Origin of the sequence: Prescottella equi (assembly GCF_020171745.1) — a bacterium.
Classification (GTDB): domain Bacteria; phylum Actinomycetota; class Actinomycetes; order Mycobacteriales; family Mycobacteriaceae; genus Prescottella; species Prescottella equi_A.
Genome location: NZ_JAIVAH010000002.1, coordinates 147,001 through 166,382, shown reverse-complemented (window position 1 = coordinate 166,382; position 19,382 = coordinate 147,001). Strand labels below are relative to the sequence as shown.

21 protein-coding genes are annotated in these 19,382 nt (G+C 68.6%); 12 read left to right on the top strand and 9 right to left on the bottom strand.

What is annotated here, in order from left to right; translation table 11 throughout:
* A partial coding sequence (locus LCL87_RS00785) for a hypothetical protein (RefSeq protein ID WP_225015565.1) occupies positions 1 to 1,465 on the top strand: 1,465 nt, incomplete at its 5' end.
* A gap of 15 nt (positions 1,466 to 1,480) precedes the next feature.
* Complete coding sequence (locus LCL87_RS00780) at positions 1,481 to 2,167, top strand: class F sortase (RefSeq protein WP_225015563.1); 687 nt, start codon at positions 1,481 to 1,483, stop codon at positions 2,165 to 2,167.
* Here LCL87_RS00780 and LCL87_RS00775 read toward each other — a convergent pair whose 3' ends face one another.
* The gene (locus tag LCL87_RS00775) at positions 2,168 to 2,389 is read right to left on the bottom strand and encodes a PLDc N-terminal domain-containing protein (RefSeq protein WP_225015561.1); all 222 of its coding nucleotides are present in this window, start codon (positions 2,387 to 2,389) and stop codon (positions 2,168 to 2,170) included.
* Between the two features lie 184 nt (positions 2,390 to 2,573).
* Between LCL87_RS00775 and LCL87_RS00770 the strand changes: the two genes are divergently transcribed.
* Complete coding sequence (locus LCL87_RS00770) at positions 2,574 to 4,190, top strand: amidohydrolase (protein ID WP_225015559.1); 1,617 nt, start codon at positions 2,574 to 2,576, stop codon at positions 4,188 to 4,190.
* A gap of 80 nt (positions 4,191 to 4,270) precedes the next feature.
* On the opposite strand, the gene LCL87_RS00765 is transcribed toward LCL87_RS00770, so the two are convergent.
* Entirely contained in the window at positions 4,271 to 5,371 is a 1,101-nt protein-coding gene (locus LCL87_RS00765) for an ABC transporter permease (protein WP_225015557.1), read from the bottom strand.
* A gap of 143 nt (positions 5,372 to 5,514) precedes the next feature.
* On the opposite strand from LCL87_RS00765, the gene LCL87_RS00760 reads away from it, so the two are divergent.
* The 5 genes from LCL87_RS00760 (at position 5,515) to LCL87_RS00740 (ending at position 10,083) form a co-directional block, all read left to right on the top strand.
* Complete coding sequence (locus LCL87_RS00760; RefSeq protein ID WP_225015555.1) at positions 5,515 to 6,099, top strand: TetR/AcrR family transcriptional regulator; 585 nt, start codon at positions 5,515 to 5,517, stop codon at positions 6,097 to 6,099.
* A gap of 123 nt (positions 6,100 to 6,222) precedes the next feature.
* A complete protein-coding gene (locus tag LCL87_RS00755; protein ID WP_225015553.1) occupies positions 6,223 to 7,659 on the top strand; it encodes an FAD-dependent oxidoreductase in 1,437 nt (478 codons plus the stop codon).
* Positions 7,660 to 7,793: 134 nt separating this feature from the next.
* Positions 7,794 to 8,750: a restriction endonuclease gene (locus LCL87_RS00750; protein WP_225015551.1), complete on the top strand. Its 957-nt coding sequence runs from the start codon at positions 7,794 to 7,796 to the stop codon at positions 8,748 to 8,750.
* Positions 8,751 to 8,877: 127 nt separating this feature from the next.
* Complete coding sequence (locus LCL87_RS00745) at positions 8,878 to 9,627, top strand: DUF1906 domain-containing protein (RefSeq protein ID WP_225015549.1); 750 nt, start codon at positions 8,878 to 8,880, stop codon at positions 9,625 to 9,627.
* Positions 9,628 to 9,720: 93 nt separating this feature from the next.
* Positions 9,721 to 10,083 (top strand): hypothetical protein, encoded by a 363-nt coding sequence (locus LCL87_RS00740; protein ID WP_225015547.1) that lies wholly within the window; start codon positions 9,721 to 9,723, stop codon positions 10,081 to 10,083.
* Positions 10,084 to 10,151: 68 nt separating this feature from the next.
* On the opposite strand, the gene LCL87_RS00735 is transcribed toward LCL87_RS00740, so the two are convergent.
* From LCL87_RS00735 to LCL87_RS00725, 3 genes are all read right to left on the bottom strand, one after another.
* Positions 10,152 to 10,652 carry a nuclear transport factor 2 family protein gene (locus LCL87_RS00735; RefSeq protein WP_225015545.1) on the bottom strand — a complete coding sequence of 167 codons (501 nt, stop codon included), beginning with the start codon at positions 10,650 to 10,652 and terminating at the stop codon, positions 10,152 to 10,154.
* Between the two features lie 110 nt (positions 10,653 to 10,762).
* Positions 10,763 to 11,005, bottom strand: coding sequence for a maltose regulon activator MalT (locus LCL87_RS00730; RefSeq protein WP_225015543.1), 243 nt, complete (start codon positions 11,003 to 11,005; stop codon positions 10,763 to 10,765).
* 321 nt (positions 11,006 to 11,326) lie between these two features.
* Positions 11,327 to 12,736 carry an MFS transporter gene (locus LCL87_RS00725; protein WP_510850674.1) on the bottom strand — a complete coding sequence of 470 codons (1,410 nt, stop codon included), beginning with the start codon at positions 12,734 to 12,736 and terminating at the stop codon, positions 11,327 to 11,329.
* A gap of 144 nt (positions 12,737 to 12,880) precedes the next feature.
* Here LCL87_RS00725 and LCL87_RS00720 point away from each other — a divergent pair, with 144 nt between their 5' ends.
* Entirely contained in the window at positions 12,881 to 13,345 is a 465-nt protein-coding gene (locus tag LCL87_RS00720; protein WP_225015538.1) for a MarR family winged helix-turn-helix transcriptional regulator, read from the top strand.
* On the opposite strand, the gene LCL87_RS00715 is transcribed toward LCL87_RS00720, so the two are convergent.
* Positions 13,342 to 13,680 (bottom strand): hypothetical protein, encoded by a 339-nt coding sequence (locus LCL87_RS00715; protein ID WP_225015537.1) that lies wholly within the window; start codon positions 13,678 to 13,680, stop codon positions 13,342 to 13,344. The genes LCL87_RS00720 and LCL87_RS00715 overlap by 4 nt on opposite strands.
* 86 nt (positions 13,681 to 13,766) lie before the next feature.
* On the bottom strand, positions 13,767 to 14,504 hold the full coding sequence (locus LCL87_RS00710; protein WP_225015535.1) for an Rv1157c family protein: 738 nt from the start codon (positions 14,502 to 14,504) through the stop codon (positions 13,767 to 13,769).
* A gap of 402 nt (positions 14,505 to 14,906) precedes the next feature.
* Here LCL87_RS00710 and LCL87_RS00705 point away from each other — a divergent pair, with 402 nt between their 5' ends.
* Positions 14,907 to 16,175 carry a mannosyltransferase gene (locus LCL87_RS00705; protein ID WP_225015533.1) on the top strand — a complete coding sequence of 423 codons (1,269 nt, stop codon included), beginning with the start codon at positions 14,907 to 14,909 and terminating at the stop codon, positions 16,173 to 16,175.
* Here the strand turns inward: LCL87_RS00705 and LCL87_RS00700 are convergent.
* Positions 16,117 to 16,407: a 4a-hydroxytetrahydrobiopterin dehydratase gene (locus LCL87_RS00700; protein WP_225015531.1), complete on the bottom strand. Its 291-nt coding sequence runs from the start codon at positions 16,405 to 16,407 to the stop codon at positions 16,117 to 16,119. The genes LCL87_RS00705 and LCL87_RS00700 overlap by 59 nt on opposite strands.
* A gap of 33 nt (positions 16,408 to 16,440) precedes the next feature.
* On the opposite strand from LCL87_RS00700, the gene LCL87_RS00695 reads away from it, so the two are divergent.
* Complete coding sequence (locus LCL87_RS00695) at positions 16,441 to 16,833, top strand: (deoxy)nucleoside triphosphate pyrophosphohydrolase (RefSeq protein WP_225015529.1); 393 nt, start codon at positions 16,441 to 16,443, stop codon at positions 16,831 to 16,833.
* Between the two features lie 9 nt (positions 16,834 to 16,842).
* On the opposite strand, the gene LCL87_RS00690 is transcribed toward LCL87_RS00695, so the two are convergent.
* Complete coding sequence (locus LCL87_RS00690; RefSeq protein ID WP_005514508.1) at positions 16,843 to 17,025, bottom strand: hypothetical protein; 183 nt, start codon at positions 17,023 to 17,025, stop codon at positions 16,843 to 16,845.
* A 402-nt stretch (positions 17,026 to 17,427) separates the two neighbouring features.
* On the opposite strand from LCL87_RS00690, the gene typA reads away from it, so the two are divergent.
* Positions 17,428 to 19,323, top strand: coding sequence for a translational GTPase TypA (typA, locus tag LCL87_RS00685; protein WP_225015527.1), 1,896 nt, complete (start codon positions 17,428 to 17,430; stop codon positions 19,321 to 19,323).
* Positions 19,324 to 19,382 lie beyond the last annotated feature (59 nt).

The window sequence follows — 19,382 nt, the reverse complement described above, 5'->3', positions numbered from 1 at the left end:
GAGCGAGGTGGGTAGCTCGAACTTGGACCTCGGGAGCCTCGCGGACCTCGGATCCGGCAGCGATTCGGGCAGCGACACGGGCAGTGGCGACACCGGCAGCGGTGAGCTGACGGCCGGCAGTGGCGACACCGGCAGCGGTGAGCTGACGGCCGGCAGTGGTGATCTGGATCTGGGCAGCCTCGGTCAGGCGGCTCTGGGTAGCTTGGCGCTTCCGTTCGGCAGCCTGGCTCTCCCGGTTGTCGGTAGCGCGGCTGCCCTTGGGTCCACGGGTGACGCGGGCAGCGCGGGCGGCACGGACTCGGGTAGCTCGGGACTGGATCTGGGTAGCCTTGCGGACCTCGGGTCGGGCAGCGACACGGGGAGCGGCGACACCGGCAGCGGTGAGCTGACAGCGGGCAGTGGCGATCTCGACTTAGGCAGCCTGGGCGAGCTTGTGCTGGGCAGCTTGGGGCTGGATGCCGGGAGCCTCTCGGACCTGGGTTCGGGCAGCGATTCCGGTAGCGACACGGGCAGTGGCGACACCGGCAGCGGTGAGCTGACCGCGGGAAGTGGCGATCTCGACTTGGGCAGCCTGGGTGAGGCCGCGTTGGGTAGCTTGGCGCTTCCGTTCGGCAGCCTGGCCCTCCCGGTTGTCGGTAGCGCGGCCGCACTCGGCTCGACCGGCGACGCCGGCAGCGCGGGTGGCACGGACGCGGGTAGCTCGGATCTGGGCAGCTTGGCCGATCTCGGTTCGGGCGGCGATTCCGGCAGCGGTGAGCTGACTGCGGGCAGTGGTGATCTGGATCTGGGCAGCCTGACCGATCTCGCGCTGGGCAGCCTCGGACTGGGCAGCACCGGCGAAACCGAGGCCGGCAGCTCCGAGAACGGTAGCGCCGGCGGCGATCTCGGCAGCCTTGTCCTTCCCGTGCTCGGCAGCGCGGCTCTGGGCCTCGGCAGCGTAGCGGTCAACGGCAGCGGTGAAACCGGTTCGAACGGAACGGGTGACGCCGGTAGCGCCGGTGGCGGCGAGGCCGGTAGCTCCGACGTCGGCAGTGCAGTCCTCGGAAGTGCCGTGGTCGGCGGGTTGACCCTCGGCAGCACCGTCGCCGGTGGCGGAACCCTCGGCAGCGCCGCACTCGGAAGTGCCCTCGCAGGAGGAGCCGCACTCGGCAGTACCCTCGCCGCGAACGGCAACGCCGGCAGTGGCGCGGGCGCCGAAGCCGAGGGCGAAGGCATGGGCAATATCGCCCAGCCGATCGCCGTCGAGGCCGCTGCCGCGCAGAACATCAGCGCACCCGGAGCTGCACCCGCTCCGGAGCAGGCAGGCGCTCAGATCTCCGCGGTGCCGGTCGGCGGCGTCGAAGCCGGTGACCAGGGCGATCCGAGCGACACCGCGGGGCGCGGGCTGCTCCTCGGTACCGCGCTGCTCCTCGCCGCCACGGCCGGAACGGCCGCGGCCACCGGGCGGCACCGCCGTAAGCAGTAGGCATTGGATCAGACGGTGAACGAACACCCGACAGGCCGGTACCGGAGATCATCCGGCACCGGCCTGTCGGCCGCTCTCGCCGCGCTCCTCGCGATCGGCATCCTCCTGACCGGATGCACCGCAACGGAATCCGAAAACCAGCCGCAGCCGGCACCGGTGCCGGTCCAGGCGCCGTCGGCCGCCGCCTCGGACGACATCGCTCCCGTGAACACCGCACCGGTGAGCACAGTGCTGCGCCCCGACCGACTCGTCATCCCGGCCATCGGGGTCGATACCGACCTGGTCGATCTCGGGCTGGAGCCGAGCGGCGCACTGCAGGTGCCACCGGGAGCATTCCCGGCCGGATGGTATTCCGGCTCACCGGTTCCCGGAGAACTCGGGCCAGCAATCCTCGCCGGACACGTCGACTGGGACGGTGAACCCGGCGTGTTCCTTCGCCTCCACGAACTGGCGCCGGGGGACCTGGTCCACGCCGTCCGGTCCGACGGGGTCACCGCCGTGTTCCGCGTGACGAGGGTCGACCGCTACGCGAAAGCGGAGTTCCCGACCGCCGCGGTCTACGGCAACATCGACCACCCGGGACTCCGGTTGATCACGTGCGGCGGCGAATTCGACACGGCGGCACGCAGTTACCGCGACAACACCGTCGTCTTCGCCGATCTCGTCGAGCAGCGTCCGTCGTCGCCTACGGGCCCGCAGTGATCACGCGGACTTACGGCGTCCCCACCGGAAGTACGACAGCGGGCCGATGAAGTTCACGGCGATGATCGCGGCCCACTTGCCCTTGCTGCCGTTGACCTCGTCGCGGCGTCGGGTCGCGAGATCCGCCCACGCACTCGCCGCCAGACTCAACTGGACCGAGCCAGCCGTAATGATCACCGCACGCTGGACCGGGCTCAACTCCGCCCACTTCCGCTTCGCCATGGGTCTTCCCTTCCGCATCCACAGGTTGACGTCCTCATCGCTCGGACGCCCTGGTTCCTTCCTACCGGAAGGCGACACGGCCAGGTCGGGCCACACGCGTACGGCGCGCGGAGAGAACGGTCGGTCTGTAGCCTGTCGGGCGAGAACCGGCCACCGAAAGCCGGGTACGAAGCGGGGAGAACCGATGGCTGACCTGGTGTTGTTCGGTGACGTACTGACGATGGACGATGCAAATCCCCGGGCGACCGCCGTCGCCGTCGAGGGCGGGCGCATCGTTGCGGTCGGGTCCGATGCCGACGTCGCCGACCTCATCGGCCCCGCAACCGTCGTGCACGACGTCGGAAACGCCTGCATCATGCCGGGATTCATCGAGGCGCACGGTCATCCGCTGAACGAGGCCGTCCTGCTGGGCGACCCCGTCGTCGACATCCGGCCCGTCACCATCCCCGACGCGGACGGCGTCCTCGCCGCGATCGCGGAGGCCGTCGCCGCCGCCGGCCCCGAGGGTGCGGTCCTCAACGGGTGGGATCCGCTGTTGCAGAAGGGACTCGACGAGCCCACGCTGCAGTGGATGAACGGTCAGTCGCCGCACAAGCCGTTGATCATCCTGCACAACTCGGGGCATGCCGCCTACTTCAACACGACCGCCGCGGCCGCCGTGGGAGTCACCCGGGACACCCCCGACCCGGAGGGTGCCCGTTTCGGGCGCGACGACGAGACCGGTGAGCTCACCGGTGTCGCCTACGAGTCGGCGGCCGTCATCGCGATCGCGGGTCCGGTGCTCGCGTCGGCGGCCGGACGCTTCCCCGAACTGATCGCGGCCGAGTCCGCGCGCCTGAACGCGGCCGGCGTCACCACCATCAGCGAGATGGCGTTCGACCCGGCGATGCGCGCCCCGCTCGCCGCGGCCGCCCAGGCCGGGGCGCTCACCACGCGATTGCGGCTGTACGAGATGTCGGGCCCGAAGCGCGGATCGGACCTCGAATCGGGCGCCGGCGACGACCTGGTGCGGCAGGTCGGGATCAAGATCTGGTCGGACGGTTCCCCGTGGATCGGGAACATCGCGCTCAGCTTCACCTACCTGGACACCCCCGCGACGCGCGCCCTCGGCATGGCCTGCAGCCACGGCGAAGCCAACTACACGGGCGAGCAGATCCTCGAGATCAGCACCCCGTACTACGAGCAGGGCTGGCAGATCGCGTGCCATGCGCACGGCGACGACGCGATCACGATGGTCCTCGACGCGTGGGAGAAGATGCTCGCGGCGAACCCGCGCGACGATCACCGACTGCGCCTCGAACACGTCGGCGCGATGCGCCCAGACCAGTTCCGGCGCGCCGCCGACCTGGGTGTGACGTGCAGCCTGTTCGTCGACCACCTCTACTACTGGGGCGACGTCCTGGTCGACGACCTGTTCGGCCGCGAGCACGGCGGGCACTGGGCCGCGGCGGGTTCGGCGCTGGCCGCCGGCCACCGGATCTCGTTCCACAACGACGGCCCGGTCACCCCGACGAATCCGCTGCGCAACATCTCGGACGCCGTCAACCGGCGCTCCCGTGGCGGGCGGGTGCTCGCACCGGAGGAGCGCATCCCGGTGGAGGCGGCGCTGCGCGCGCAGACCGTCAACGCGGCCTGGCAGCTGTTCAGCGACGACTCCATCGGAGCGCTGAAGCCGGGGATGCATGCCGACCTGGTGGTGCTGTCGGCGAATCCGCTCGCGGTGGATCCCGAGCGGCTCGCGGACATCGAGGTGCGGGCCACGGTGTTCGCGGGGACGACGGTGTACGGCAGCCTGAACTGACGAAGAGCTGACGAAAAAGAACACCGCCCGGGAATCCCGGGCGGTGTTCTTCCTCGGAGCCGTGCGGCGGGGGAGTGCGGTCAGCCCGCCAGTTGCTGCGGTGCGTCGGCCTTCGGCTTGCGGAGCTGGGTCAGGCCCAGCAGCGCCGCCGCGACGACGAACCAGCCGGCGATGACGAGTAGGCCGTGGCCCACGCCGGTGCCACCGAAGTAGACGATCGAGCGGGCCGCGTCGACGGCGCCCGCGCCGATCCAGAAGTGGCTGAGCGCCGACCAGAATCCGGGCAGGAAGTCGGCGGGGAAGGCGCCGCCGGCACTCGGGAAGTTCACGAAGATCATCAGAACCATCACGACCATGATCGCCGCCTTGCCGAACACCCGATTGACGAGGATGCTGACCAACCCCACGACGATCGTGTAGGCCACGACCACCGCGAGCAACGCGAGGCTCGCCGCGAACGACGCCCCGTAGAAACCGACGAAGATCGCCGAGACCAGGTATGCCGCGAGCACGCCGACGATCGACATGACGCCCAGCACGCCGAGCTGCTGGCGCAACCGCATCCGCGGTGCCACCTGGGACAGCACGGTGATCGTGAGGTAGCCGACGATCGTCGACACCATGACGAGGTAGAACAGGCCGGTGCCCGTCGGATCGTCCGCGGCGAGCGGCGCATGGTCTACGACGTTCAAGTCCACGCCCTGGGCGGCGGCGAGTGGCTGCGCGAGTCCCTCGGCGGCCTGCACGCGCATGGTGCCCTCGGCGGACGCGATGTGCAGATTCATCGTCGGACCCAGCTCGATCACGCCGGCGATCTCGCGGTTCTGCAGGCGATCGATCGCGTCCGTGGCGTCCGTGGCGGTCTCGAGCGCGAACTTGTCGCCGACGGTCGGGGCGAGCCGCTCCACCAGCGCGGTGGTGGCGGACTCGGGTCCGACGACGACGACCTCGACGTCGCGCGGCGTCGGGCTGTGGAACGCGCTGACGTAGCAGAGCGCGAACATCACCGCGAAGAACAGCGGGAACACCATCGATTCGACGACGGTGCGCCACGGCGTCCTACCGCCGGCGGGGTCGTCGGGTGCGCCGTGGTCGAGGTGGAGAGCGGGAGCGACCGCTTCGGTGTCGGCCTCGATGGCCCGGTCCCAGTCCTGGTGGCGCTGATCGGTGGTGTCGGACATCCGCATCGCCCTTTCTGAATCGTCGAAACGTCAACACTGTTGACAAGTCGACTAGTCAACATTGTTGACGGCGAGTTGTCAACACTGTTGACGTAGGGTGTGCGGCAAGGTTGGAATCGGACACTCCGAGCGAAGGACGATCGATGACCGTCGAGACACCCGAACCCCACGCCCGCGCGAGTAGCGCGCAGAACCGCGAGGCGGTGCAGGCCGCCGCCGCGGAGCTGTTCGCCGAGCAGGGATTCGCTGCCACCGGCGTGCGCGACATCGCCCGGCATGCCGGCGTCGACCCGGCGCTCGTGATCCGCTACTTCGGGTCCAAGGAGAAGCTCTTCGTCCGGACGATGACGATGTCCGACGCCTTCGTCGAGGTCGTCGAGGGTCCGCTGGACGGGCTGGGCCGGGCGCTGGTGGATTTCGTCGTCCGAAGGACGCGTCGGCGGCAGGCGGACAAGCCCACCGCGGTCTATGCCGCCCTGGTGCGCGCGTCCGATCGCCCCGTCGTCCGTGAGCACCTGCAGGAGGCGATCGATCAGATGATCGTCGCGCCGCTGGCGCCGCGACTGCCGGGTGACGACGCCGAACTGCGTGCTCACCTGCTCGCCGCGCAACTGTCCGGATTGATGGCGGCGCTGTACGTGATGGAGAGTCCGTGGCTACGGGCCGCGCCGATCGACGACATCGTCGAGCGCTACGGCGCCGCCCTACAGGTCCTCGTCGACAGCTGACCGGAACGACCCTCCCGTTGGGCGGGACGTCCGACGCGCCCGACCCCCTCCGCCGACAAGGATGGCGTGGATCACATCGGGTATCGATGGCGATCCGGGTCACATCGATCGAGAGGGGTAGACGTGGGTGTTGCGGGCTTCGACGAGGAATACGACATCGTGGTGGTGGGCTCGGGAGCGGCCGGTTCGGCGGCCGCGCTCGCGGCTCACCAGGCCGGTGCCGGGGTTCTGGTGGTCGACAAGTGCGACGAGGCGACCGCGGGCGGCAACACGCGAGTCTCGGGCAGTGGTTGGTGGGTCAACCGCGACCCGGAACGGGCGCGCACGTTCCTGCGGTCGCTGAACGGCCCGTTCCCCGTCGCCGACGACGTCGTCGACGCGTGGGCCACCGAGACCGCCGAGATCTCGTCGTGGCTCAAGGAACTCGGTGCCGATGTCGCAATGAGCGGCGAATACCACACGGAGCCCGAATATCTGGAGCTCGAGGGCGCCGACTGTTACGCCGGGATGGACACCGTCGGCGGCCGAATGGGCAACGGACTGCTGCACGACTTCCTGCGCCGTGCCCTCGCCGAGCGTGGCATCGAGACGCGGTTCGGCACGCCCGCCGTCGAGTTGGTCACCGACGAGGGGGCGGTCGTCGGCGTCGTCGTCGAGGGTGCCGGTGGGCGCCGACGGATCGGCGCCCGGGGCGGCGTCGTGCTGGCCACCGGCGGATTCGCGGCCGACCCGCAAATGGTGCGTGACTACCTGCGCGTCGAGGATCACGTGCTGTGGGGATCGCCGGCCTCGACCGGCGACGGTCACCGCATGGCGCAGGCGGTGGGCGCCGACCTGTGGCACATGGACAACATGATGACCATCACCGGGGTGCGCGGCGACGACGAGTTCGGGCACTACCTGGCGCTGTGGAACGCGCACAACTACCTGTGGGTGTCCGGCGACGGACGCCGGTTCACCGACGAGGCCGCCGAACCCAAGCATGGCCACACCGCTCGCGGCGGTGCGTACGAACTGTTCCCGCTGCGTCCCTTCCATCTGATCTTCGACGAGCAGATGCGCAACGCGGGCCCGCTGAGTCCGACGCCCGACGTGCTCCCGGTGGGCTGGAACCTACTGATGAACGGGAGCCGCTGGAGCGTCGACAACAGTGCGGAGATCGAGAAGGGCTGGATCCGGCGCGCCGACTCGATCGCCGAACTCGCCGCGATCATCGGAGTGGATGCCCTCACCCTCGAACGCACCGTCGAGCAGTACAACGCGGCCTGCGCCGCGGGCCGGGACGACCACTTCGGTCGCGACCCGCAGATGCTGGGTGCGGTGGCGCAGGCGCCGTTCTACGTTCTCGAGGTCACGCCGTTGCTGGGCTGGAGCAACGGTGGCCCGCGTCGCGACGGGCGAGCCCGCGTCCTCGACACTCGGGGCGAGGTCATCGACGGCCTGTACGCCGCCGGCGAGGTGAGCTCGACCTACAGCTGGCGCAAGGACGGCGGATTCCACATCGGCGACGCTCTCGCGTTCGGCCGAGTGGCCGGCCGCGACGCCGCAGCCCGCGTCTGACCGTGAGCCGGTGGTTTCGCCGCTCCGGCGGAGCCACCGGATTCGGGGGAGGGCGCGATACCCGATAACATCCAGGTCGGCTGGCCGATCCCGTGTCGAGCGGCCACCGATGGACGGCGCGGATGGGAGCGGGTGTGCAGGAACAGGAGCCACGGCGTGACGGCGTCGCCGGTCAGCAGGAGCTGATTGCTCAGCTGCCGCCCTACACCGAACTGCTGTGGCCCACGCTCCAGGCGCTCATCGCGCTGGGCGGATCGGCATCGAACAACGAGCTCGACGGTGCCGTGGTGGAGCGCCAGGGCTGGTCCCCGGAGTTGCAGGGCATCCTGCACGGAGAGGGGCCCGGAACCGAAGTCGAGTATCGGTTGGCTTGGGCGCGAACCTATCTCAAGGGCATGGGGTTGCTCGCCAACAGTCGGCGTGCGGTGTGGAGCGTCACCAAGCAGGGGCGGGCGGTCACCGAACCCGAGTTGCGGCCGCTGCTGCTGGCCTTCACCGCCGACAAGCGGCGGCAACGGCTCAGCCGCAAGGCCAATACGCCTGACGCACAGGCTCTTCCGCTCACCGACACCGAGGCCGATGTCGCGTCGGATCCGGCCTACAGTGATGCGGACACGGCCGCCTGGAAGTCGACGGTGCTCGAGGCGGTGCTCGCCATGTCCTCCACGGCGTTCGAGCGTCTGACGCAGCGGCTGCTCCGCGAAGCGGGGTTCTCGTCGGCCACCATCACCGGACGGACTGCGGACGGTGGCATCGACGGCCTCGGCATGTGCCAGATATCGCTGCTGAGCTTCCCCGTCGCCTTCCAGTGCAAGCGCGTCAGCGGCAGCGTCGGGGCCGGTGCGGTTCGGGATCTGCGCGGAGCGATGGCAGGCCGGGGCGAGAAGGGCTTACTGATCACGACAGGCACGTTCACGAGCGAGGCCCGGGCCGAATCGCGGCGCGACGGCGCGCCGCCCGTGGATCTCATCGACGGGGACCGGCTCTGCGAACTGCTCAAGGAACACGGGTTGGGCGTGCAGACCCGGACGCGCGTCGTCGAGGACGTCGCCGTCAACGCCGGATTCTTCGCGGGCCTCGAGTCGAGCTAGTGGTGCCGAAGTCACCGATGTGACTGACGGAACCAGAGTGACTGTGGTGGAATAAGCCTCGAATCGACAAGTGCCGGCGTCGAATACGTCGCGGCACCCATCCCGGCGATGCCGGACTTCTCCGGTGATGCGAGGTTTTGCTGTGCAGGTTTCGAGGCGAGAACTGTTCAAATACGCGGCGGCAGGCACCGCGGCGGCGGGACTCGCGGCGCTCGCGGGACCGTCGATCGCGAACGCCGGGCCCGCGACCTTGATCGATTTCTCGGCGGGTGTGCCGTCCCCGCTGGGAATCCGCGCGGCCGGCCACGTGGGCGCGATCCGCTACGTGTCCGACCGGCGACCCGGCGCCGAGTGGATGCTCGGAAAGCCGATGCAGTTCGGCGAGGCCGCCGCGATGGCGGCCTTCGGCCTGCAGATCGTCTCCTGCTACCAGTTCGGCAAGGGACAGACGTCGGACTGGCGCGGCGGATACGACGCCGGCATCCGCCACGCACAGCGTGGACTCGAACTCCACCGGGCCGCGGGTGGCCCCGAGAACTGCCCGATCTACGCGTCCATCGACGACAATCCGTCGGCGTGGGAGTTCGACAACCTCATCGCGCCGTACCTGCGCGGCTGGGAGGACGTCCTCGGCCGTCGCAACGTCGGCGTCTACGCGAACACGCCGACCATCGACCGCTGCCTGCGGGCCGGACTCGGTGGACTGTTCTGGCAGCACAACTGGGGATCACCGGCGGGCTACGTGCACCCCGCCGCGCACCTGCACCAGTTCGAGATCGACAAGCGGCAGATCGAGGGCATCGGCATCGATCTCAACTCGATCCTCAAGCCGCAGTACGGTCAATGGTCGGCGCAGAAGCCGTTCTTCCTGTCATAGTCGAAGGTGCCGACTGCAGATGGAATCCATCCAAGGATGGATTTTGTCCGCGGAATTGTGAAGCCACCGGACACGTAAAGCTAAGGTAATGGCATGTCTGTCGTCTACAACATCCTCGTCGCCGTGCACCTGCTGGGCATGGCCGCGATCGTCGGTGGTTACCTCTCGGTCCTGAAGGCCCCGAAGATCAGCGAGGTGATGGTCTGGGGCGCCCGGATTCAGCTGCTGTCGGGCATCGTGATCGTCGGTCTGGGCGAGTCCGTCGACTCGCTCGGCAAGGACTACAACATGTCCAAGATCGGCGTCAAGCTGCTCATCACGCTCGTCATCGTCGCCGTCGCCGAGATCGGTCGCGCCCGCCAGAAGCGCGGCGAGGGCAACCCGAACTTCGCACACATCGTCGGCATCCTCGCGATCGTGAACGCGCTCATCGCGGTGCTCTGGACCAGCTACTGACGAACACGTCGAACACGAGAACGGGCGCCCTCCGGCAAGGAGGGCGCCCGTTTTCGTTTCGGCGGAGATCAGCCGGGCACGCGGGCCATCTTCTCGAGCCACACGCGCGCGTCCTCAGGCAGATTGCCCGCGGCCTCGGCGTGCTTGCACCATTTCCGGGCCATCGCGAAGAAGTTCATCGGGTTGTAGGCGTCCTCCTCGTGCGACCAGAGGTTGTCGCCCGCGTAGTGGAGGATCGTGATGTTCGCGGCGCCGTGCTCGGTCCCGTCGCCCGGGTCCTCCATCGGGTTCTGGATCTCGCAGATCACCCAGCCGCGCTCGACGTCGATGACGTGCCAGGAGGCGGGGAACTCGGGCATACGGTTGCCCGGGAATGCCCCCATCGTGCGGGTCACCCAACGACGGATCTCCTCGCGGCCTTCGAATTGGCCGAATGCGTGCTCGAGATACGTGGCGTCCTCGGTGAACATGTCGGCGAAGAGATTCCAGTCGCGGGTCTGGGTCGCTCGCACGACGGTCTTCTGATAGTTCTCGAAGGCTCCCTCGAGTTCCTCGCGGGTCCACGGCATGGCAGCGCTCCTCGTGGTCGGGTCGGTGGCCCGCCTTGCTCGCGGACTCACCTGCAACCTAACGCACGACTGGAACGTGTTTCAGTTATTTGTCGGAATCGGGTGGGTGGTCAGGTTCCGTGCAGTTCGGTCCAGCTACCGAACGGTGGCGGACCCTCCCCGAGAACCTTGAGTGAGTGCTCGGGCGTGCCGGTCGCGGCGTCGTCGTGCTTGACGTGCATCCACTGGTAGCCGTTGAGCACGTGTTCCTCGGAGGTGGACGTGTTGACGACCACGTGATCCCCGTTGGCCCGCTGCTCGAGCGACCACCCGCTGTTCGGGCCGGCGAGCACCCACCACTTCTCTCTGCTCATGGTCGTGACTCCTTGGAGTGACTTCACGATGCGTCCTCAACGCTACCGCGATGCCGGGGTGAAACAAGTTGGACGGATGTTCCGATATGCCGAGTGATGGTCCGGGTGCCGGACCGTTCGGCTACCGTTAGCGGTCCGAAAACACCTACGACTCGGAGGCTCTCGTGGATTTCCTCATCAACCTGCTCTACACCATCGCGGCGAACCTGTACGTGGGTTCCTCTGACGGATCCTCGAGTGGTGGTCAGCAGTAGGCGCCACGAGAACCTCGAAAGGCCCGCACCGGATCGCCGGTGCGGGCCTTCCGTGTTTCGGGAACGGTCAGGCGCGATGCACGCCGGCCGCCGGGCGGCCCTTCGGGATGAAGAACGCGAACACCAGTGACACCAGGGCGGCGACGATCGCGATGACGAACGTTGCCCGGAACGCGTCGAACGACGGAATCGTGGCGGTGCCGAGGGTGACGGTCATGCCGGCGAGGACGACGCTGATGACGGCGGCGGCGCTGGATGTTCCGATCGACCGCATCAGGGAGTTGAGGCCGTTCGCGGCGGCGGTCTCCGAGACCGGCACGGCGCCGATGATCAGGGCCGGCATCGACGAGTACGACAGTCCGACGCCCGCACCGATGATCATGCCGCCGACCACGATCATCCACACCGAGGACGACAGGAAGTACACGAACGCGTAGCCCAGGCCGACGACGACCGAGCCCACCATGAGGGTGAACCGCGGGCCGCGCCAGGCCGAGATCTTCGCGGACACGGGCGAGAGCGCCATCATCACCATGCCGCCGGGCGCCAGCGCGAGGCCGGCCGTGACCATCGACAGGCCGAGCCCGTAGCCGGTGGACTCGGGGGCCATGAGCAGCTGGGGCAGCGTGAGCGAGTTGCCGTACATCGCGAAGCCGATGGCGATCGACGCGAGGTTGGTGAACAGCACGTGCGGGCGGGCCGACACCCGCAGGTCCACGAGGGGCCGGGCCGTCCGGAGCTGGAGGAAACCCCAGATCAGGAACACGGCCAGGGACGCCGCGAGCAGGCCGAGGGTGAGTGGATCGCTCCAGCCCCACGTACCACCCTTGGTGATGGGGAGCAGGAACAGGATCAGCGCAGCGGACAGGCCGATCGCGCCGACGAAGTCGAACCGGCCCGGGTTGCGGACGGTCGATTCCGGGATCACCGCGGCGGCGAGGGCCGCGCACACGATGCCGAGTCCGGCCGACATCCAGAACAGCACGTGCCAGTCGGCGACCTGGGCGACGGCCGCGGCGATCGGCAGTCCGATCGCGCCGCCGACACCGAGGGTGGCGCTGACGATCGCCATCGCTCCGGCCACCTTCCTGGGCGGCAACTCGTCCCGCAGGATGCTGATGCCGAGGGGGATGACGCCGACGGAGGCGCCCTGCAGCGAGCGTCCGACGATGAGCGGGATCAACGAGTCGGCGAAGGCGCACACCACGGATCCGGCCACGACGAGGCCCAGACTGATGATGAGGATCTTCTTCTTGCCGAACATGTCGCCGAGCCGGCCGCTGATGGGCGTGACCACGGCGGCCGCGAGGAGGGTGGCGGTGACGGCCCACGACGCATCGGCAGGTGATGCCGAAATCAGGTGCGGCAGTTGCGGAATGATTGGGACGACGAGCGTTTGCATCAGCGAGACGACGATGCCGCAGAAACCGAGAACCGCGACGATGGCGTTGCCGGATACGGATGGGGTCGTCTTCACCGTCGAGGATGCGACGGGTGTGGACAAGGAAACTCCTCAAAATAACTACTGAGCGACCAAATTGGAAGAATGTGTACCGTACACATCGCACGCAGCACCGCACAACGCGGACATTGCGGGCACTCGAGGTGGAAGGAGCCGGGTTTGGCCGACGACGACGGGACAGTGGCAGGTATCGAGTACGAGCTGATGCTGCTGTCCCGCTACCACGCCCTGTCCTGGCAGCGCGGCGGGCAGACCCTCGATCGATCCGCGTATCTGATCCTCGCGCGCCTCGAACTCGATCGTCTGATGAGCCTCAAGGAGTTGGCCGAGGCGTTCCTGCTCGACATCTCCACGATCAATCGACAGGTGGGTGCGCTCGAGCGCCACGGGCTGGTCGAGCGCGTCGCCGATCCGGACGGCGGGGTCGCCCGCAAGGTCCGGCCCACGAAGGCCGGCCTGGCGCGAATGGGCGCCGATCGCGACCTCAACCGCGACGGCGCCGGACGGGTTCTCGAGGACTGGGCCCCGGACGAGATCGTGCTGCTCCACGGCCTGCTGGCGCGGTTCAACCGGGATGTCGAATCGATCGAGGGGCGCCCGTGGCCCCGGCCGGAGTCCCGCTAGGACTGGACGTGCCGCGTCGTCGACTCGGCCAGGTCCGGCTCGTCCGGGACGACGACCAGCGTCGGACGCTCGTCGGGTGCGTGCCCGACTCCGCGCCAGGACAGCAGCGACCAGCGGGACAGCCCCGACAGCGCCGAGCCGACGCTCCCGAACGACAACGAGGAGAGCGCCGAACCTGCGGACCCGACAGAGCCGATCGACAGGATCGAGCCGATGGATCCGATCGACAGGATCGAGCCCACGCTGCCGATCGAGAGGATCGATCCCTCCGATCGGATCGACAGGATGGACCGCCGGGAGTGCCGCGAGCGGATCGACTGTGTCGTGTCGGCCATTCCTCGGTCTACCACGCGCACCGGTGCCGTGAACAGGGAAAGGCCCCACCGAATCGGTGGGGCCTTTCCCTGTGGAACGGGAGCGACTACGCGACCGTGAACATTCCGATCGTCGGCAGGAAGTTGCACGTGATGGGCGCGGAACCCTCGGGCTCGGTGGTGAGGTCACCGGAGATGACGGCCAGCACGCGACCCGGACCGGTGTTCGAGATCACCGACAGCGTCGCCGGACCGTCCGGGTTGATGTGCGCCTCGGTGGTGAGGGTTTGCGTCTCGCGGCGTCCGTTGTCGACGTTGATCCACGACACCGTCATGCCCTGCTTCTCGGCCGCCTTCTCGGTGCCGAGCGCGGTGAAGACGAAGCCGGCCTGGCCGGCGCCGGGGCCCGGCGGGGGCAGCTGTGCCGGGCCGGGGACGGCGAGTGCGGTGCCGACCGAGTCACCGGACGGGGCGATGCAGCCCCGGCCGACGGTCGGGTACAGGAACTGTGCGATGACCGGGCCGTCCTGGGGGATCTCCGGTCCGCCGCCACCGCTGCCGTCCAGGAACGTGATGACGCGCTCGAGCGTCGACTTCAGCTCCGGCGGCAGGTTCGCGCCCTCGAGCAGAATGCGTGCCTGCGCGAGCAGATCGGTCTTGGCGTCGACGTCCTGCAGATCCGCGGGGGCCGCGGCGGCGCCGAGGATCGCGGGGGCCAGCGACGTCAGCGCATCGATGGGAACGCCCTCGGGGAGGCCGGGAGGCGTCGGCTGCGCGGCCGCGTTGGCCGGGACAGCGAGCGCAGCGGCGGCCACGACTGCGCAGGCAGTGATTGCTCGTCGCATTCCTCGGTTACGAATCACGGTTTCCCCATCCTTGTCGTTCAGACGCATGCTGTGCAGCGTCGGTCTGCCGCGCGGGCGGCCACGGCCTCCGTGGTCGCGGGTCGTTCGTCGCGGGTCACTCTATGGATCGACCCCCCGATGTGTACAGACTGTTCTGCACGTCGCATTCGTGATCCACAACCCAGCGGAGTCTATTCAAGCTGTGACGTAACTGCCATCGCCTGGTGACAATATCTGTGACGAATGCGGAAAATGTGAACCTTGATGCAACTGTTACTGATGAGCAAGGTATTTTCGGCGCATCGGGATGGCGAGTTAGGCTGACGCCACACCTGGTCCTTCCCGCTCCCGCGCCACACTGGGTGCGTCCTGCCAGCACACGATCACGGGAGAGCGCCGCCAGTGTCCCAGCTTTCACGTGCCGATCGACGGCCTCGCGCGGCCGTCGCCGAGCGCGGACTTCTCCGGTGGGCGCCGCTGCTCCTCGCCCTGTCGGTGATCCTCCGACTGCTGTGGACCTACCTGACGCCGAACGGTGCGAACTTCGTCGACCTCCACGTGTACGTCGACGGCTCGGCTGCGCTGCTGCGCGGCGACCTGTACGCGTTCACGTACTCCGAGGAGACGCCCGACTTCCCGCTGCCGTTCACGTACCCGCCCTTCGCGGCGCTCGTGTTCCTGCCGCTGCACTACCTGCCGTTCGGACTGGTCGGACTCCTCTGGCAGCTCTGCACCGTCCTGGCCCTGTTCTGGGTCGTCCGGATCAGCCTGGAACTGCTGCTCGGTGACGTCGCCCGCGACCGGCACTGGCAGTACGTGGCGGCCGTGTGGACTGCATTGGGGGTGTGGACCGAACCGGTCCGGACGACCCTGGACTACGGCCAGGTCAACGTGTTCCTGGTGCTGGGTGCGATGCTCGCCGTCCGCAGCACGCGATGGTGGCTGTCCGGCGGCATCGTCGGCGTCCTCGCGGGCATCAAGCTGACCCCGGCCGTCACCGGCCTGTACTTCCTGGCGCAGCGTCGCTGGCGGGCCGCGATCTTCTCCGCCGTTGCGTTCTTCGGCACCGTCGCCGTGAGCTACCTGGTGATCGGCGCGCAGGCCCGCGACTACTTCACGTCGAAGTTCGGCGACGCCGACCGGATCGGACCCGTCGGATCGGCCTGGAACCAGTCGCTGCGCGGCGCCCTGAGTCGCCTCGCCGGCCACGACGTCGAATCCGGTGTGGTGTGGATCGTGGCCGTCGTCGTCTCCGCCGCGCTCGCGTTCTTCGCCTGGCGTGCCCTCGCCCGCGACGACCGGTTGGGCACGCTGGTGATCGTCCAGCTCTTCGGACTGCTGGTGTCACCGATCTCGTGGGTCCACCACTGGGTGTGGGTGTTGCCGATGCTGATCTGGCTGGTGCACGGCCCGTACGGACGCCTGCTCGGATCACGGATCCTCGCGGCCGGATGGCTCGCGGTCACCGTGATCGGCGTGCCGTGGGTCCTCAAGCAGATCGAGGACGAGCCGATCTCCCGTCCCGGCGCGCTCGCGTGGGCGGGGACCGTCAACATCGTCGGCGCGCTGGTCCTGTTCGCCTGGGTGGCCTACGCGGGCCGACGGCACCCGGCTACGGCGACGCCGCCAGATCGTCGATCTGCCGAGCCAGCTCCAGATCCGATCCGGTGATCCCGCCGGCGGAATGCGTCGACAGCGAATACGTCACCTTGCGCCACCGGATGTCCATGTCCGGATGGTGGTTCATCGCCTCCGCAGCCTCCGCCACCCGGTCGACCAGCGCGATCGCGGCGGGGAAGCTCGCCGACTCGACGGTTCGGACCAGCGCGGCGCCGTCGCGGCGCCAGTTCGGCAGATCAGTGAGTGCGGTATCGATCTCTGTGTCGGACAGCAGCTCGGCCATACCTCATGATGGTGCGATGTCGAGGGGACCGCAATGACCGGTGAACGCGAGGTCGTCGCGGCCGCACTCATCAGGGACGGGCGCCTGCTGCTCGCGCAGCGCACCCGGCCGCCCGAGTTGGCCGGCCTGTGGGAACTGCCCGGCGGCAAGGTCGAGCCCGGGGAATCGCCGAGTGCCGCGGTCCGTCGAGAACTGCGTGAGGAACTGGGCGTCGAGGTGACGGCGGGGGAGCGGATCGGCGCCGACGTCCCGCTGCGCGGCGGTCTCGTGCTCCGCGCCTACCGTGCCGAGTTGGTCAGTGGGACGCCGCAGGCGCTCGATCACGCGGCGCTGCGCTGGGTGGACGCGCGGGAACTGGGCGACATCGCGCTCGTCGACAACGACCGCGGTTGGCTCCCGGAACTGGTGGCACTGCTCGGCGAGTGACGCCGTCGCTCACGCGGCGCGCGCCTTCTTGAGCCCCTTCTTGAGTTCCTTCTTGGTCGCGCCCTCGTTCTCGAGCTTCTTCATCCGCATGATCACCACCGGGCACTTGAGGCAGCGCGTCTTCTTCCGGCAGCACTTCTTCTTGGGCTTGAGGCCAGAGACCTTGCTGGCCTTCACCTTTCCCTTGCCCATGTGCGAACCCGGCCTTCCTCCCGAGTGCGGTGCCTGGATCGCCCCCGCACGCAGTAAACGTACCCTTATCCGCCCGTGCGGTGACGGCGGCCCGGTGTCGGGCGGCACGCGTGTCCGCCGCCGGAAGCGTCGCCGACAAAGCTGAGTGGCGCATATCACTATTGCCTGGTCAGGGCCCTCGAACCAGGGGCGCGATGCGGAGTGCGACGACGCGGGCGGGTAGGGTATTCGCTGGCCGCAGTCCCTCCGTCGGTGCACCACGTTCCGCTTTTCCGCGTGACGTTCGGTGCGTCCCGAGCCCGGGGGATCGCGAATGGGAATCACGCATGCGCGTAGCGGCAGCCAGAAGCCGTACGACTGCAACTTCGTGTGGCCCCGTCAGCAGCCAGGAGAACGCCCCGCGTGAGCACCACCAATTTCCGTAACGTCGCCATCGTCGCGCACGTCGACCATGGCAAGACCACCCTCGTCGACGCCATGCTGCGCCAGTCCGGCGCCTTCGCCGAGCGCGCCGAGCTGGTCGACCGCGTCATGGACTCCGGTGACCTCGAACGCGAGAAGGGCATCACCATCCTCGCGAAGAACACCGCTGTCCACCGCCACAACCAGGACGGCACCGTCACCGTCATCAACGTCATCGACACCCCCGGTCACGCCGACTTCGGTGGCGAGGTCGAGCGCGGCCTGTCGATGGTCGACGGCGTCGTTCTGCTCGTCGACGCGTCCGAGGGTCCGCTGCCGCAGACCCGCTTCGTGCTGCGCAAGGCGCTGGCCGCGTCGCTGCCGGTCATCATCGTCGTGAACAAGACGGACCGTCCCGACGCCCGCATCGAAGAGGTCGTCACCGAGGCACAGGACCTGCTCCTGGACCTGGCGTCCGACCTCGACGACGAGGCTGCCGCGGCCGCCGAGGCGCTGCTGGACCTGCCGGTCCTGTACGCGTCGGGCCGTGAGGGCAAGGCGTCGATGAACCGTCCCGAGGACGGCCAGGCGCCCGACACCGAGAACCTCGACGTCCTGTTCAACGTCCTCATGGAGCACGTGCCGGCCCCCAAGGGTGATTCCGCCGCACCGCTGCAGGCCCACGTCACCAACCTCGACGCCTCCGACTTCCTCGGTCGCCTCGCGCTGGTCCGCATCCACAACGGCGAGCTGCGTAAGGGCCAGAACGTCGCGTGGATGCACGCCGACGGCGTCAAGAACGTCAAGATCACCGAGCTGCTGAAGACGGTGGGCGTCGCCCGCGAGCCCGGCGAGGTCGCCGTCGCCGGTGACATCGTCGCCGTTGCCGGTATCCCCGAGATCATGATCGGCGACACTCTCGCCGACATCGAGAACCCGGTGGCCCTGCCGACGATCACCGTCGACGAGCCCGCGATCTCCGTCGTCATCGGCACCAACACGTCGCCGCTCGTCGGCCGCGTCAAGGGCCACAAGCTCACCGCCCGCATGGTCAAGACCCGCCTGGACTCCGAGCTGATCGGCAACGTGTCGCTGCGCGTCCTCGACATCGGCCGCCCCGACGCGTGGGAGGTGCAGGGCCGTGGCGAGCTGGCGCTGGCCATCCTCGTCGAGCAGATGCGCCGTGAGGGCTTCGAGCTCACGGTCGGTAAGCCGCAGGTCGTCACCAAGCACGTCGACGGCAAGCTGCACGAGCCCTTCGAGGAGCTCACGATCGACACCCCCGAGGAGCACCTCGGCGCGATCACCCAGCTGCTGGCCAACCGCAAGGGCAAGATGGTCCAGATGACGAACCACGGCACCGGCTGGGTTCGCATGGAGTTCATCGTCCCGTCGCGTGGCCTGATCGGTTTCCGCACCGACTTCCTCACCGAGACCCGCGGCACCGGCATCGCCAACGCCGTCTCGCACGGCTACGCGCCGTGGGCCGGCGAGATCCGCGCCCGCCACACCGGCTCGCTGGTCTCCGACCGCACCGGCTCGGTGACCCCGTTCGCGATGATCCAGCTGTCCGACCGCGGCACGTTCTTCGTGGATCCGGGCTCGGACACCTACGAGGGCATGGTCGTGGGCATCAACCCGCGCGCCGAGGACCTCGACATCAATGTCACCAAGGAGAAGAAGCTCACCAACATGCGCTCGGCGACCGCCGACGCCACGGAGACCCTCGCGAAGCCGATCGAGCTGACGCTCGAGGCCGCCATGGAGTTCTGCGCCGCCGACGAGTGCGTCGAGGTCACTCCCGAGGTCGTCCGCGTGCGCAAGCTGCACCTGTCGCAGACCGACCGCGCCCGTGAGCGTTCGCGCGCGAAGTCGCGTGACAAGGCCGCGCTGTAAGTGTGTGACGCGTTCCGTGCGCGTTGTGCGAGGCTGAACCCTCGCGCAACGCGCACGGG

Bases quoted from the DNA above. Each gene is read 5' to 3' on its own strand.
- LCL87_RS00775 (WP_225015561.1), bottom strand. From the start codon at position 2,389: ATGGCGAAGCGGAAGTGGGCGGAGTTGAGCCCGGTCCAGCGTGCGGTG.
- LCL87_RS00770 (WP_225015559.1), top strand. From the start codon at position 2,574: ATGGCTGACCTGGTGTTGTTCGGTGACGTACTGACGATGGACGATGCA.
- LCL87_RS00765 (WP_225015557.1), bottom strand. From the start codon at position 5,371: ATGTCCGACACCACCGATCAGCGCCACCAGGACTGGGACCGGGCCATC.
- LCL87_RS00760 (WP_225015555.1), top strand. From the start codon at position 5,515: ATGACCGTCGAGACACCCGAACCCCACGCCCGCGCGAGTAGCGCGCAG.
- LCL87_RS00745 (WP_225015549.1), top strand. From the start codon at position 8,878: ATGCGAGGTTTTGCTGTGCAGGTTTCGAGGCGAGAACTGTTCAAATAC.
- LCL87_RS00740 (WP_225015547.1), top strand. From the start codon at position 9,721: ATGTCTGTCGTCTACAACATCCTCGTCGCCGTGCACCTGCTGGGCATG.
- LCL87_RS00735 (WP_225015545.1), bottom strand. From the start codon at position 10,652: ATGCCGTGGACCCGCGAGGAACTCGAGGGAGCCTTCGAGAACTATCAG.
- LCL87_RS00730 (WP_225015543.1), bottom strand. From the start codon at position 11,005: ATGAGCAGAGAGAAGTGGTGGGTGCTCGCCGGCCCGAACAGCGGGTGG.
- LCL87_RS00715 (WP_225015537.1), bottom strand. From the start codon at position 13,680: ATGGCCGACACGACACAGTCGATCCGCTCGCGGCACTCCCGGCGGTCC.
- LCL87_RS00710 (WP_225015535.1), bottom strand. From the start codon at position 14,504: ATGCGACGAGCAATCACTGCCTGCGCAGTCGTGGCCGCCGCTGCGCTC.
- LCL87_RS00700 (WP_225015531.1), bottom strand. From the start codon at position 16,407: ATGGCCGAGCTGCTGTCCGACACAGAGATCGATACCGCACTCACTGAT.
- LCL87_RS00695 (WP_225015529.1), top strand. From the start codon at position 16,441: ATGACCGGTGAACGCGAGGTCGTCGCGGCCGCACTCATCAGGGACGGG.
- LCL87_RS00690 (WP_005514508.1), bottom strand. From the start codon at position 17,025: ATGGGCAAGGGAAAGGTGAAGGCCAGCAAGGTCTCTGGCCTCAAGCCC.